The organism is Thalassoglobus neptunius (genome assembly GCF_007859735.1).
GTDB lineage: Bacteria > Planctomycetota > Planctomycetia > Planctomycetales > Planctomycetaceae > Thalassoglobus > Thalassoglobus neptunius.
In genome coordinates this window covers 14,540-29,108 of sequence record NZ_SIHI01000016.1, presented here as the reverse complement: position 1 = coordinate 29,108, position 14,569 = coordinate 14,540, and the positions used below count along the sequence as shown (strand labels likewise).

Below are 14,569 nucleotides of genomic sequence, written 5' to 3'. Positions count from 1 at the left end.
TACAAAGATCACATCACGATCGAGGATCTATCTGAATGGGCTGTACCGCTGACGCGTGTTGTACCGATTCCTCAAGCAACGTCAGGACTCTCGCTAGTGAAGTCCTTTCCATCAGGCCCGACACTCTCACCCAGTGTGAGGGTTGTCTGTCAGCCGCGTAACGGATTGAGGTGATTGAGATGCACTTGGGGATTCGACTTCTCCTATTGGCGTGTATGGTCTTCACAGGTTGTGCACATACAGTGAAGAGCCAACCTTACGTGACGCAGGGCATCCCACGAGAACTGGAGATGATGTCGCTGCCGGAATACCGGGTTGCTCCACCGGACGTCTTGATCATTGAAGCGATCGATAACATTCGGCATCCGAACAGCTTGTTGATGCCGGGTGATACCGTCTTCCTTCAGGTCGCTTATGGTCTTCCCTGGGAAATCCTGACTCAGACGGACTCGATCGACGAAGTTCGAGCAGTCATTGATGTCGAACGCTCGTTCAAGGACATCAACGGGAACTTCCTGATTGACTTCGAAGGAAACGTCGATCTTGGTCCGTTCTATGGAACCGTCAAGATTGCCGGGCTGAGTAAAGAAGATGCGAAACAGTTGATCAAAGATCATCTTGTCGCATCAAACGATCTGGCAGAACCGAAGGTGAGTCTGCAACTGATCGATATAAACGCCAAGCAACCTGTTGGCGGGGAACATTTGATTCGTCCCGACGGAACAGTCTCGCTGGGATCTTACGGAAGCGTGTACGTTTCCGGGATGACTGTCGATGAGATTCGACACGTCGTCGAAGAGTTCCTGAAACCGCACTTGAATCAACCGCAAGTGAACGTGGACGTTCTCGCCTACAACAGCAAGAGCTATTACGTCATCACAGACGGTGGGGGCTATGGTGAGCAGGTGATTCGCTTGCCTGCGACCGGGAACGAAACCGTTCTCGATGCGGTGGCTCAGATTGAAGGGCTTTCTCAGGTGTCGTCCAAGAACATCTGGGTCGCTCGCCCAGCTCCTGCAGGAATGGGAGTCGCACAGATTCTTCCTGTGAACTGGCGTGAGATTGCTGCTGAAGGTGTCACTGCGACCAACTATCAACTGATGCCGGGTGACCGGATTTACATCCAGGCTGATCGCCTGATCAAGCTGGACAACACATTCGCGAAGATCATCTCTCCAGTGGAACGTGTCTTCGGTGTGATCCTCCTCGGGGACTCCACATGGGATTCGTTCTACCAGATTGGCAACCAGGGAGGCGGGTTCTAGTGCAAGAGGGTTTCATTCGCAGACCTGCAAGAGTTGTTTGACTTCAACAGATTGCTGTCACTGCTCATGCGGATCTGCGAAACCAAATTCGAAGCCACTTCTGTCACCTGCTGTGCTTTCCTGAACGAGAAAACTGTCGGCTGAAGCTTTCCTGAAATGAAGGTCCGCGATCATGCGACTGCAAAAAGTTGTAATTACTGCTTCTGTACTCGGTGCTGTGGGATGGAACGCTCTTCCCCTGCAGGCGGCCGACTTGTTCGGCTGGTTCTCTAAAGACAAAGCCTGCGATACCGAAGTGCAATACTACGAGGAGAGTGGTCCCATCAGTCGACTTTTCGACTACGATCGGATTCACAATAAGACCATGCCAAAACGCAAGGCGAGAGTCGAAGCGTGGCACACCTGGCACCGATGGTTTTTGAATCCCGTAGTCACTCCCGATAACACTTGCAACTTCGGGTACTTCGAGACTCAGTGGAGCCGCTCGCCTTATGAGGGATCTCAATTTTGTCCTCCGGGACAGGTGATCGAGTCTGTCCCGGCGGGAGGACATTCGGTTCCACAGTATCCGTCGATTCCAGCGAGTCCACCTATTCAACTGGATTCTCCGGAAGTTCCGACAGAGGTCCCAACAGGAGCCCCGCCAGCACCATCATTTGAGGCAGCTCCTGCCGAGACCGGAATGGCTGTTCCGCTGTTTCGGACCGGACGTCACTCATTGGCTCCGCCTCAAGAATCGAACGGAGTGAATTCACAAACGAGTGCGATTCCGCAGCCTCTCCGGAAATTTCCGACACAAGTTCCGCAGTCGACGTTTCCGGACCCAGTGACCCGTTCGGTTCCCGTCGCCGTCGTTCAGGAGTCGGAGATGCCAGTCGTTTTAACTCTCGAAGAGTTACCCTATCAGGGAAAGGCGAAAGCCCCGAAGGTTGAAGAGAATGTGCAACATCCGACAACCGTACAATCGACGACAGTGGAACGGGTTGGTTTCGTTCGACTCCAGGACAATCGGCCGACGGTCGTTCACGCACGACACGGCAGTCGTCCCGGACACTCCAAACCGGTGGCTGCGACCGGAGATCATTTGGGATTTGCCACCATCGAGGGGGCACCTCGCGGATCAAGCGAGTACCACTTTCTGCATACAACAGTCGAACTGCCAGCTTTTCCCATTCGTCGCACAGTGCCACGATTGGGACCAGTGTTTGAATAGACCCCGTCAACGAATTCGTTCGACGTGATCTCAAGATTTGTGAATTGAGTCAATTTCGAACGCATTGATCGGGATGAAACTGCGGCGTTTCCCAGATTTCGAACGCTGCTTTGAACGCTGTGCCATCACGAGAGAACGAGATCAGGTGCCGGTAGAGAAGCCACGAAAATGGTTTTAATAAGAGAAATCGGCCTGTAAGCATGCAATAATGTCATGAACTGTTTTCAATGGCATCATTGTCCAATTCAATGAAGGGACTGACATCATGGTGAGAAGTACCAGCTACCTGTTCGTCATCGCAATCGTGATGTTGTCCGGGAAATTCGCAGCTGCGCAAACAGCGATTGCACCAGCACCGTTGAGGCCGCATCTGACGCCGACGACAAGCCCGTTCCTCTTTCTCGGCAACGGTCGATTTAACTCAGCACTGAGTTATTACCAGAGAATTCTCCCGGAACGAGAATTTCGTCAAGCGAACCGAACCAACTATGGGCTGATTCAGGGATTGGAAAAAGACGTCACCGTCCTGCGGCAACGAGAAGAACAACTGGCCGACGATCAACTCAAGCCAACCGGTCACCGGTCGCATTTCTTCAATCCCGGCAACCACTTCAACAACACGGGAAGTTATTACGACCGAAGTCAGTTGAGAGGTCGTTAAGATCTATTCAGTACTTGAAATTGGGTGGACCGTCAGAGAATTCCGTGCAGTGGTCCACCCTGCTGAGCCAGAGCATCGACTTTGGCAGTAACTTTGGGGTCCTCAATCAGAGGCGGGGCGTGCTTGGGCTTAATTCGGGCATCGATCACGAGTGACCCGCGACAGCCCCAGTGCTTGTTATCGATGAAGCTCTCGATTCCATCGATGTCGGCTGCTGGGTTGGACCGAGTGAATACGGTCCACAGAAAGTTGTTGAGCGACCGGGCTGTGAATTCTGAATCGTCGACCAAGACGCACAGCGGAAAATGGTTGATGGAGTCGCCAGTCGAAAGCTGATCACAAAACGCTTTCAGAACGTGGTCGTCTGCTCGTTCGCATGGTGGAGCTTGAACCGCCAGGACTCCGGGAAGTGCCACCTTCGGAGTTGAAAACCCAAACGGAAGTCGAAGCGATTCGGGGATCTCACGCGAAAGCTCCCGGACAGGTTTCCCCGCAGCTGCGACAACGACTTTCGATCCGGAATTGAACCCGTCTCCGGAATAGTCGAGTGTGTCGATCGTGGTTTTTGTCTGAAAGTGCAAATCGCGACGCCAATCGACTCGCTCCAATATATGGTGGAAGAACTTGTCGATATCGTGCAGGTTCAGCTCCGGGGCATCCTCTTCAGCTGCGATGAACAGATATTTGGCCAGCGAGAGTTGTCCCTGTCCAAGAATCGCATTCGCCTGAGTCAAAATCTCCTGAGGGACTCTTTCCTCGGCATACGGCACGTATCGTTCGCTTCCGATTGCCAGAAGCAGTGGGTGAACTCCCGCAGCATCGACAGCGTGGACTTGCTTCACTCCGGGCAAAACAGAAGGAATCGCCGGGCCTGTGATCTCGTGAATAATTTCACCGAAGGACGTGTCTTCCTGCGGCGGCCGACCGACCACGGTGAATGGCCAGATTGCGTCGTTCCGATGATAAACCCGCTCGACATTCAAAACGGGGAAGTCGTGTCGAAGGCTGTAATAGCCGAGATGGTCCCCGAACGGACCTTCCGGTTTCAGTCGCTGTGGATCGATCGTGCCCGAGATACAAAAGTCTGCTTCGGCAATCAGTGGAAGATGGTCCTTGCTGCGAATCATGCGAACACGACGCCCGCCGAGTGCTCCTGCGAACGTCAGCTCAGAAAGGCCCTCCGGAAGCGGCATGACGGCCGACAACGGAAGAGCCGGTGGTCCACCGATAAAAATGTTGACCTTCAAGGCTTCTCCGCGTTGGATGGCAGCTGCGTGATGAACTCCGATGCTTCGATGAATCTGGTAGTGAACGCCCACCTCGCGATTAGGCGTGTAATCGTTTCCGGCCATCTGGATTCGGTACATTCCCAAATTGGATTTCTGCCAACCGGGATGAGCGGGATGTTCTGAGTAGACCGCAGGTAGAGTCACAAACGGGCCGCCATCGTCGGGCCAGCTGACGAGTTGGGGAAGCTGATCGAGAGATGTCTGATTCTGTGTCAGAGGTCCGCGAGAAACGTATTTCGGCTGCATCGCCCACGCGACAGGGAATGCTCGTCCGTATCGGAGAGGATTTTTGATCGCGACAGCCGGGTCGATCTTGATTTCGACGAGACGCTTAACGAGGTCGATGGTGTCTCGAAAAAGAAATCGGGTGCGCTCAATCGTTCCGAATAAATTGCTGAGCATCGGGAATTGGCATCCCGTCACATTCTCGAACAACAGAGCAGGTCCGCCCGCCTGATAAACTCGTCGCTGGATCTCTGCAGCTTCGAGGTGCGGGTCAACTGGCGACGTAATGCGAACCAGCTGGCCGTGTTTTTCGAGGTCGACGACGCAGTCTTTGAGATTTCGGTAACCCATGGCGTTTCGTTTTGTCGACTGGTTTCAAGCGACTTCTTGTCTCTGAGTCTTCTCATCGAAGCTCAGACATGGTTTTTCAGATCGCATGAAGACAGCCGGTTCAGGCGTCAGTGGAAAATCCGTCGATGTACGCGGTTCGCCGAATCGTAGCGGATTGCGTACAATCATGAACTGGATTCAACCTGAGCGATGGTCAGTTTTCACTCAGTCATCCGCAAAATTCGACTTGCGCTAACACAAGGACCTGTATGCGTGGCCCATCTGTGAGAATTCGATACGACGTCCGGAGACTCTGGAAGTGTCCCGAGTGTGGGTACGAACGCAAAGTCAACGCCCGCCACACATCCGTTCTCTGCCATTGCCAGGATGGAAACACGTTCATGCGGTTGGTTGAGCCGAAGCGATTTGTTCGCCCCGAACTCGGCGAATTAGATTGCTACGTCACCGAAGAGGACTTTCCTGATCAAACCGTGAGGGATTCTGCGACCGAAAGTTCCTCGGAAGCGGAATCGTCGACTGTCTCCGATTCGAGCGTCGAAGCAGCTGCAAATTCAGCGGCACAAATGAATTCGGCGAGCGAAATCGAATCAGCTGAAAACGATACCGCTCAAACTGAGACCGCAAAAAGTGATCTTGGCGACAATTCGAAATCGGATCGGGAAACCCCTTCAGTTTCTGAGTCTGAAGCCGATTCAGTCGATCCGAACTCGTTTGGTGAGAAGGACTTGTCGTCGAAGCCAGAGTCTGCCTCGGAGTCGACCGTTCAGAAAGAACACCGTTCGAAGAAGCCTTCAACAAAGCCTTCGCAAAAGCCGTCTGCTTCAGATTCGTCGACTCAAGAAGGGGGCGCTCGCCCCAAGGGAAAATCGCGATCTCGCCGTAGGAAGAAGCGTCGAAAACCGGACGGGAAGCCGGGCGAAGCGAAATCCACAAAGAGTTCTCAAGGCGAACAAACATCGAAGGGGCCTTCTCCGAGTCCGCCGGTTGATTCGCCGAAGAAGGCTTCGGACAGCGATTGAAAATCCCCACACAGCGACAGCGTTGAGAGTGACCTGATTTCTTCAAATTCCGAGTGTTGATCATGCCCTCATTTGAATATTCAAAATTCGATGGATCAAAGAAGTTCTCTCCGCAGTCGGCAGATCAGCTCTTTGACAAGTTCTCCGAATTCTTGATGGATTACGGAGACGCTGTCCTGGACTCCCTGAATGACTGGGAAGATGAGAATCCCGATGTCGTCGAGATGTTGGTCAAGCAGGGGTATGTCTCGAAAGATCGAGATGGCACATATTCCGTCACTCCGAAGGGGCTCAAACGCGTTGAAAACAAGGCGCTGGAATCACTTTTTCAGATCCAGAACAAAGACAAACTCGGTCGACACGAAACAGAGTTCCGTGGGCTCGGGCAGATGAAGACTGAGGAATCGAAACCGTACGAGTACGGGGACCCGGTTTCGAATCTGAACATGCATGAGACATTGAAGAACGCGATCTACCGGCAAGGTGGCGGATCGCCCGTCTCAATTCATGAAGAGGATCTTGAGATCTTCGACACCGAATATCAAACATCATGTGCGACCGTCGTGTTGATTGACATGTCGGGAAGCATGATGCATTATGGAAAATATGCAGCTGCGAAGCGCGTGGCGATGGCTCTTCAGGGGCTGGTTCGTTCCCGGTATCAGTCTGACTTCCTGCAAATCGTCGGGTTTTACACTTACGCCACAGCCATGTCCGAGCGTGATCTTCTCAACTCCGCACCGAAGCAGGTGAGCATTTTCGATCCTTACGTCAGCTTGCGGGTTCCACTCGATCAACCGCCGGAGTTCGTGCCGGAACACTTCACGAACATTCAAGCCGGGTTGCAGTTCGCGCGACGAATTCTCAAGCGTCAACCAGCCCAGAATCAGCAGATCATCTGCATTACGGACGGTGAGCCGACCGCGCATATTGAAGGGCGTGAAATGGTGCTGCTCTATCCGCCCGCTGAGAAAACAGCACGCCATACTTTGAACGAAGTCAAACGCTGTGCGAGCGACGGAATACAGATATCAAGTTTCGCTTTGATCGAAGACTATTTCTACCACGGGCTGGTCAACTTTGTGGAACAGATGGCGATCGTGTCTAAAGGAATCTGCGCAACCTGTAATGCTCAGGACATGGGGAACATGGTCATCAACAGCTTCGTCAAAGGGCGAAAAACGAAGGCGCGAGTCTGATCACGCCTTCGAGCTGGATATTGATCATTAGCACGTTTTAACGAAGTACCTCGATCGCGCATTCGAAACCCGTCGATCCCACAGGACTACGGTGAAAGTGAAAGTTCAACTGGAAGAGGATCGTCCGACGGAACGGAATTCAGTTCGGTCTGCTGAATGGTGTCGGAAGTAGAGTCTTGAGACTGATCGGGAACAGTGTCTTCTGGTGCTGGTTCTTCCGGCAACCTGATGTCAAGAGATGGAGATTCAGCTGGTTCCGGGGCCGCATCGTTTATCGGTTCTTGAGTGGGAACTTGATTCTCACTGGGCTGGTCGAGTGCATCGACGGGAGGCGAACCTTGTTGAGGATCAGATCGTTTTAGAAGGAGTTCCGCTCGTCGTAGTGAAATCTCAGCAGAGTGCTTCCGACTAGTGGCTTCGGCGAGATCTTGCTGATTGGCGGCTCCGGACGTGTAGAGTCTTTTGACACGTTCCAATTCACTCTGAGCGGTTTCGAGTTCAAATTTCGCTTGTTCAACTTCCAGTACGAGTAGTTCTCGATCGATCGCAGTGCTCTGGATGGACACCTCCGGAGATGTGAAGGTGATGATCGCTTCAACTTCTTCTTGATTTCTGTCGAGTTGGGCCATTGCTTGCTGCTGTTTAAGGAGTGCTCGCTTCAGTTCGATCTCCGCGTCAATGGCAGCCTGTTCACTTTCACGCAGTTCATGCAGAAGTTCTCTGCGTATGATCTCAAATTCTTCACTTGGCGGAGCAGACCTCATGGCTACGAAGTCTCGATGAGAATCGAATTGTTCTTGAGATTCTGCGAGGCTCTGTTGTGCTGTATTCAGTCGAAGCTTCGCTCTTTGGACTTCGAGGCCCAGAATTTCGATCGCCAGTTGTTGTGATTTTTCGTCTGCATATTCAGTCCGTTGCTGATTGTCAGTTTGGTTTTCGATCACTTCCTCGTGCTCGACTTCCTGAGAAAGAAATGGTTCGTTTTGACGAGTCCGGGTCGGATCTTCAGGTTGCGTAAATGGTGATTGCTGCTGCTGTTGTGTCGGGGCGAATGAGGGATCTCTTAGTTCTTGCTGCGAACCAAATGAATCTACCGGTGGGGCAGCCTGTTGTTGTTGAGGACGAAATTCTGGCAATGGCTGTTGCTGTGGTGCGGGTTGAACGGGCTGGAAAGAGTCATCGCCGAAATTTTGCCGTGACGGTGAGGGAGCCGAGTCGAATCGCGGTGGCTGATTCGTCAGATCGGGTGGCCCTAGCGGAAGTCCGATCGGTGACGGTACCGCGGGGGGGCGATTCCGTCGGCTTGTCTGAAATCGTCGTTCACGCTCATGAAATTTGTTTTCAATCTCAGCCAGTCGTTGCCGGAGTTGAGTAATCTTTTCTCTCAGAATCGCTTGTTCCGTTTCCCACATGGATTCATCAAGTTCCGAAATTTCGCGATGGATGCCACTCGCCGAATTACCTTGTGTTGAAAACGAGTTCGGTTGGGGATTCGGATTTGATGAACCAGACGCCGCTACCGCAGGCGTTGACTGAGCGAGCTGGTCAGCTGCGAAAACGGGTTGTGGGGGAACTGATTGCTTGGCAGTTGGGCTCCGGTAGGGGTCCGCAACAGTTGCAGGAGGTTCCGCACTGAGTTGACCGACGTCTCGCCAGTTCAGTACGACGATTGCTCCGACCAGACAGAGGAGAATCGTGACAGCTGAAGCTGTGGGCGAAAACTGCCGCTTCGACGAATTTGTGTTCGATGAGTTCATGTTCGTTATTCCTGCGGGCTAGGGAGCGGTTCGAGAGATGGAGATGGGGATTCGGTCGCGGTGTCGTGTTGAGTGTCAGCTTCATTGAGGAGGTCTTCGACACGGCTGAGTTCCCCCTCCAGTTCCTGGATTTCACCGATGATCGCCGACATCGAGAGTTCGTCGTCATCAGGGAGAATTTCCGGCACAGCGATCGTCTTCGTCTCTTTCTTTTGTGAGTCGTCGAGTCTCGCAGGGGCGTCGGTTTGCTCAGGCTGCGAGGAAGCTGAAGAGAGGTTTTCAGGATTCGGAACAAGGTAAGTTGCCGCTGCAATCATTGCTGAAAGTGCCAAGATTGATCCGCCTGCCCAGAGGAAGCGTGAACGATATCGAACAGGTGATCGTTGCAGTGATATTGGAAGCGGCCGCTGATCGGGTTGTTGCAGGTGTGCAAGGCACTGTTCGAAAAGCTCCGCGACTTCGTGAGCTGTCTGGAATCGATCGTCAGGATCTTTCGCATGGAGACGTTCGATCAGTCGGATCAGCCAGACGGGAGTCTCGGGCCGCAACTGTTGAATTGGTCTTGGAATCTCATCCGTGATTTTTCTCAGGATTGCGTAGCTCGTTTCACTTCGAAACGGAGGGCGTCCCGTACACAGCGTGAAGAGAACGCTTCCGAGGCTGAAGAGATCGCTGCGTTGATCCACACGTTCGCCACGAGCTTGTTCGGGGGACATATATTGAGGCGTCCCAGCCAGAACTCCTGTTCGCGTCATGCTGGCGTCGTCCGCTGCCCGGGCGAGGCCGAAGTCTGTCAAAATGATTCGATCAACGTCGGGTTCCATCAGAATGTTGGCGGGCTTCACATCCCGGTGAACCAGTCCCTGAGCATGTGCAGCAGCGAGTCCACAGCAGACTTGCAGACCAATGCGAATGACCGCTTCGATGGGAAGTGAGCCGGAATGGTCGAGACGTCGCTGTAAGGACTCCCCCGCGACGTAGGGCATGACCAGGAAGGGCAATCCGCTCGATTCAGAAACTCGGTGGATCGACACAACATTCGGATGAACGACCGAAGCTGTTGCTTGTCCTTCTCGCGAAAATCGGGCTCGTGCTGCTCCCGACATGGCGAGGTGTGGAGCGAGAACCTTGATGGCGACATATCGATTGAGGGCTGGTTCATACCCTTTGAGGACGACACCCATTCCGCCACATCCGACGACTCCGACAACTTCGTACCCCCCAAACCGGCCGAGCATTCGGGGATCGTCCGACGGCTGAAGTGCGTCGAGGACACCGGGGATGGCAGAATGAAGAACGGGATCGTTGTGATGTTTGGTCAGAGGACTCGGCAGCGACTCTTTGAGTTCCGAATCAAAGACATCGTCGCTGAGGAATGATGAAGTTTCGAGCCACCATTGTTGGTCCGCAGAATGCTTATCGAGTTGCTTCTGGCACGAAGGGCAATCGTCAAGATGTTTGAGGAATCGTCCCTGATCCGTTTCCAACAGCTCATCATTCAGGAAGGCTGTCAATTGGGCTGAAGAGCATGTCGGTTTTGTGTTGCTCATGTTTCGTCCTCCATTGCCAGGACGCCTTCTCGCAAGCGTTTCATCACTCGACTCCGTGCTGCGTAGAGTGAGCCGATCGAGATGTTGAGTTCTTTGGCAACATCTGTTTTTGAGTGTCCATCGACAGCTGTTCTCCAAAACGCCATCCAGGTCGAGTCGGAAAACTCGTCGCGTATTTTCTCGACGACTTTGCGAAACGTCGCCCTCCGCAATTCCAGTTGAATCTCCGCTTCTTCCTCTGACGGAATTTCTCCATCTGGAACGGCGTGAACATCGACGGATGTGAGGGAATGGTGACGACGGGATCGGGTTGCCGCATTCACGACTGCGTTCCTTGTCACAACCAAGAGCCACGCCCGGAAGGAGCCGCTCTTTCGATCAAGACGCCACGTCTTCATTTTCTCAGCGGCACTCGCGAAGACTCGTTGGACAAGGTCTTCCGCGTCCGCAGCCTGTAAACCCTTTCGTCGGGCATATCGATAGATCGCAGACTGGTAGATCTCCAGGAATTCGCGCCAGGCATCGTTGTCGTCCGCATTTTGAACGCGTTGAAGCAAACTCCAGCGTGTTGTCGGCAGGTCGGACACGGATCCTCCGAAGTTGTTGGGCATCTAATGGAAAGAAGCACACATCAACGAGTGTGGTCTGACACGCTTTTTCGAAGATTTATTGTCGGCTTCGACTAAGTGAAATCCAACCGACCATGGCTCTGATGGCGACCGCACGAGGGGGGACTGTGGGGCGAAACAGCCGGTTCTTCAGTGAATTATGCGGAATGAGGCGATTTCGACGTGATCGATGTAACAGTTACAACGTGGGGGGATGAAATCGGAATTTCCTTCAAAGCCTGCTTGACCGTTTTCGGAAAATGGAGAGAATCCCTCTCACTTGGCCAGCAGCAAACACGCCGCTGACAACACAACCACTTGCACCAGAATTGGTTACAAAGTCAAACTCATTGGCGAAACAACCTCTTCGGTGCTCCTTCCCCTTCATTTTAACTTCGTCACGGACGACGCAACCTGCCTGGCAGGTTGTGGGGCAGGATGCCCTGTTTTCATGTTGATTCCGCATCGACAACCTGGAGCCGTGAATCTCCGCAAAGAGATTCCACTGGCAAGTTTCGTTGGCTGTCCCGACATTACCGTTTCGGAAGTGGCGGCTCACACCGACGATTGCACTCCTGGTTGCCTGTTTGCCACTCTTCCTGGAACACAATCCCACGGCCGTGATCATATTCCCCTTGCCCTCCAACGCGGGGTCGCGGCAATCCTCACTGATTACCCACTCGCGGACATTTCACTTCCCCAGTGCATCGTTCCAGATGTCCGGAAAGCGTACGGTCAACTTTGTCATGCAATGTACGGTCATCCTTCCCGTCGAATGGGAATCGCAGGGGTGACCGGGACGAATGGCAAAACGACCACCACCTGGATTTTGAGGTCCCTTCTCCAATCTGCCTCTCGATCAACCGGCCTTATTGGAACGATCGAATACAACGACGGCGTCCACTCAGAACCCTCAACACTGACAACGCCCGATGCGATGACAACGGCCAGACTGCTGGCAGCGATGCGAGATCACCAGACAAATTACGCGGCAATTGAATTGTCGAGTCATGCTCTGGCTCAAGGACGGCCCGAAGGGCTCGGACTGGATGTCGCTGTCATTACAAACGTGACTCATGACCACCTCGATTATCATGGATCACTTGAAGATTACATTGCAGCCAAAGCCAGAATTATCGACTACTTGAAGCCCGAAGGCATCCTTGTCGTCAACACGGAGTGCCCCCATTGGGAGCAATTCATCCCGGAACAGGAACGGCGAGTTCGCGTTCTTTCCTTCGGGGCTACTGACGATGCAGATATCTTCCCGGAGATTTTGGAACTCTCGTCAAGCGGTTCACGGTTCCGCATGCACTACGGTGTAGAACGTTTCGATTGCGAGATTCCTCTCATCGGAAAACACAATGTTTCGAATGCTGTTGCAGCCGCTTGTGCTGCACTGCATTTGGGACTGACAACAGAAGAAATCCAGGCTGGGCTCGCGAAATGTCCTCCGGTTCCCGGTCGACTTGAGACTGTCAATTGCGGACAGAACTTCAACGTTTATGTGGACTATGCCCACACTGACGACGCGATTCAGCATGCGATCCAAACGGTTCGTCCGTTGACATCGGGGCAAACAACAATTGTCTTCGGTGCTGGCGGAGAACGAGATCGATTCAAGCGAAGAAAAATGGCAGCTGCAGCAGCTGCTGCAGACAAGGTGATCGTGACGAGCGACAACCCGCGTGGCGAGTCACCCGAACAGATTATCGAAGACATTCTGGAAGGTTTCGAATCGACGTCGGTGAAGCCAATCATTGAAGTCGATCGAAAGAAAGCCATCCATCGTGCGATTTGCGAAGCCAAAGGCGGCGATGCCGTTCTCGTGGCAGGCAAAGGACACGAACGATTTCAGATTGTCGGCAATCAGCGTCTTCCTTTTGACGATGTCGCCGTTTGTCGAGAAGCGATTCAATGGAATTTTCGCACGCTCCATCGTGCCGAAGCAACGGCGAAGGTCGCCTGATGAATCGCATCGAAAAGACCACAATTCGGAAGCGGAAACATGCAACCCATTGCGGTCGATGACCTGATCTCCGCAATCGGCGGAGTTCCCAACGGTTTACCAGCTGGCAATCCGGATGTGACTCGAATTTGTATTGATTCGAGACAGATTCAAGTCGGAGATGTCTTCTGGGCACTGGAAGGAAACAACTTTGACGGACACGATTTCGTTGAGTCAGCTCTCAAGCAAGGAGCGCTGCTGGCAGTCGTGGAACCGGAAAGTTACAACCTCGAACGAACAATACAAGTTGCCGATACATTGATGGCGTTCTGGGATTTCGCAGAAGCGTACCGGCGTCAATTTGATTCACTGATCATTGGAGTGACGGGAACAGTCGGCAAGACCACTACTCGCCATATGATCCACTCGGTTCTCTCGAACAAGTTTCGAGGAATCGAAAGCCCACAGAATTATAACAACCACTTTGGAGTCCCGCTCAGCCTGTTGCAGCTTGACGATCGCCAGGATTTCGGTGTGATCGAAATCGGTGCATCGCAGCCGGGTGAGATCGGAGACCTCACAGAAGTTGTTCATCCAGAGATCGGTGTCATCACCGCCATCGGTCCCTGTCACCTCGACGAATTCAAATCATTCGAAAACATCCTGCGAACCAAAGCGGAATTGATTGAGCGTATTCCGAAGGAAGGCTTTGTCGTTCTGAACGGCGACGACCGCAACGTTCGCAAGATCGCAGACAACGCAGACTGCTCCGTCGTATTTGTCGGAGAACGCAGCCGGAATGACCTGGTCGCCCGGGACATTCAAGTATCGAACAATCTCGTCAAGTTTCGTGTCGATCAGTCGGAATTTCATGTTCCGGCCACCGGACGACACCATGTCACATCCGCACTTATTTCCATCGCCATCGGTCGACAGATTGACATGACCGATTCCGAAATTCAGAACGGTCTGAATTCATTCGCGGCCATCCCCGGACGGAGCTACTTGCGGAAGATCGGTCCCTGGACCGTGATTGACGACACATACAATTCCAACCCTGTTTCCATGTCGGCCGCGTGTCGAACGTTGCAGGACATGACAACCGAGGGGAAGCGAATTCTCCTCACTGGAGACATGCTCGCACTCGGAGAATGGTCGGAGGATTTCCATCATCTCCTCGGCGAAGAAGTCACTCGAGCCAAAATTGATCGAGTCATTGCGATCGGTTCACAGGCAGCAAGTGTCGCAGGAAGCGCACGACAACATGGCATGGATGCCGGCTGCCTGGGAATCGCACGCGATCACGAGATCGCCATGTTACTGTTGAGCCTGTGGCTGGAACCGGATGATGTGGTTCTCGTCAAAGGTTCGCGAGGGACTCGAATGGAAACTTTCCTGCCTCGTCTGGAACAGCTTGCGGAACAGATTCCGCAGATTGAATCGAATTTCGAAGCGTCTACGAGAAAAGTCGCTTAGAGCGGATT

Annotated in this window: 11 protein-coding genes; 7 read left to right on the top strand and 4 right to left on the bottom strand. The window is 53.0% G+C overall.

Translation table 11 applies throughout. From position 1 onward, the window contains the following. Positions 1-179 precede the first annotated feature (179 nt). The 3 genes from KOR42_RS17725 to KOR42_RS17715 all read left to right on the top strand — a co-directional run bounded on the left by KOR42_RS17725 (position 180) and on the right by KOR42_RS17715 (position 3,139). On the top strand, positions 180-1,265 hold the full coding sequence (locus KOR42_RS17725) for a polysaccharide biosynthesis/export family protein (RefSeq protein ID WP_146511184.1): 1,086 nt from the start codon (positions 180-182) through the stop codon (positions 1,263-1,265). Between the two features lie 172 nt (positions 1,266-1,437). Further along, positions 1,438-2,478 carry a hypothetical protein gene (locus KOR42_RS17720; RefSeq protein WP_146511183.1) on the top strand — a complete coding sequence of 347 codons (1,041 nt, stop codon included), beginning with the start codon at positions 1,438-1,440 and terminating at the stop codon, positions 2,476-2,478. A gap of 265 nt (positions 2,479-2,743) precedes the next feature. Beyond that, entirely contained in the window at positions 2,744-3,139 is a 396-nt protein-coding gene (locus KOR42_RS17715; RefSeq protein WP_146511182.1) for a hypothetical protein, read from the top strand. A gap of 32 nt (positions 3,140-3,171) precedes the next feature. Here the strand turns inward: KOR42_RS17715 and KOR42_RS17710 are convergent, their stop codons facing one another. After that, positions 3,172-5,004 (bottom strand): UbiD family decarboxylase, encoded by a 1,833-nt coding sequence (locus tag KOR42_RS17710; protein ID WP_146511181.1) that lies wholly within the window; start codon positions 5,002-5,004, stop codon positions 3,172-3,174. 248 nt (positions 5,005-5,252) lie between these two features. Here KOR42_RS17710 and KOR42_RS17705 point away from each other — a divergent pair, with 248 nt between their 5' ends. After that, a complete protein-coding gene (locus tag KOR42_RS17705) occupies positions 5,253-6,023 on the top strand; it encodes a hypothetical protein (protein WP_146511180.1) in 771 nt (256 codons plus the stop codon). A 62-nt stretch (positions 6,024-6,085) separates the two neighbouring features. Continuing rightward, positions 6,086-7,222: a VWA domain-containing protein gene (locus tag KOR42_RS17700; protein ID WP_146511179.1), complete on the top strand. Its 1,137-nt coding sequence runs from the start codon at positions 6,086-6,088 to the stop codon at positions 7,220-7,222. 86 nt (positions 7,223-7,308) lie between these two features. On the opposite strand, the gene KOR42_RS17695 is transcribed toward KOR42_RS17700, so the two are convergent. Genes KOR42_RS17695 through KOR42_RS17685 form a run of 3 tightly spaced genes read right to left on the bottom strand, consistent with a single transcriptional unit; the run spans position 7,309 to position 11,116 of the window. Further along, complete coding sequence (locus KOR42_RS17695) at positions 7,309-8,979, bottom strand: HlyD family secretion protein (RefSeq protein WP_146511178.1); 1,671 nt, start codon at positions 8,977-8,979, stop codon at positions 7,309-7,311. A 5-nt stretch (positions 8,980-8,984) separates the two neighbouring features. Further along, positions 8,985-10,529, bottom strand: coding sequence for a serine/threonine-protein kinase (locus tag KOR42_RS17690; RefSeq protein ID WP_146511227.1), 1,545 nt, complete (start codon positions 10,527-10,529; stop codon positions 8,985-8,987). Continuing rightward, positions 10,526-11,116, bottom strand: coding sequence for an RNA polymerase sigma factor (locus tag KOR42_RS17685; protein ID WP_197441308.1), 591 nt, complete (start codon positions 11,114-11,116; stop codon positions 10,526-10,528). Before KOR42_RS17685 ends, KOR42_RS17690 begins: the two co-directional genes overlap by 4 nt. A 472-nt stretch (positions 11,117-11,588) precedes the next feature. On the opposite strand from KOR42_RS17685, the gene KOR42_RS17680 reads away from it, so the two are divergent. Next, positions 11,589-13,106, top strand: a complete 1,518-nt coding sequence (locus tag KOR42_RS17680) for a UDP-N-acetylmuramoyl-L-alanyl-D-glutamate--2,6-diaminopimelate ligase (protein ID WP_146511176.1) — start codon at positions 11,589-11,591, stop codon at positions 13,104-13,106. Between the two features lie 39 nt (positions 13,107-13,145). Beyond that, positions 13,146-14,561 carry a UDP-N-acetylmuramoyl-tripeptide--D-alanyl-D-alanine ligase gene (locus KOR42_RS17675; RefSeq protein ID WP_146511175.1) on the top strand — a complete coding sequence of 472 codons (1,416 nt, stop codon included), beginning with the start codon at positions 13,146-13,148 and terminating at the stop codon, positions 14,559-14,561. Positions 14,562-14,569 lie beyond the last annotated feature (8 nt).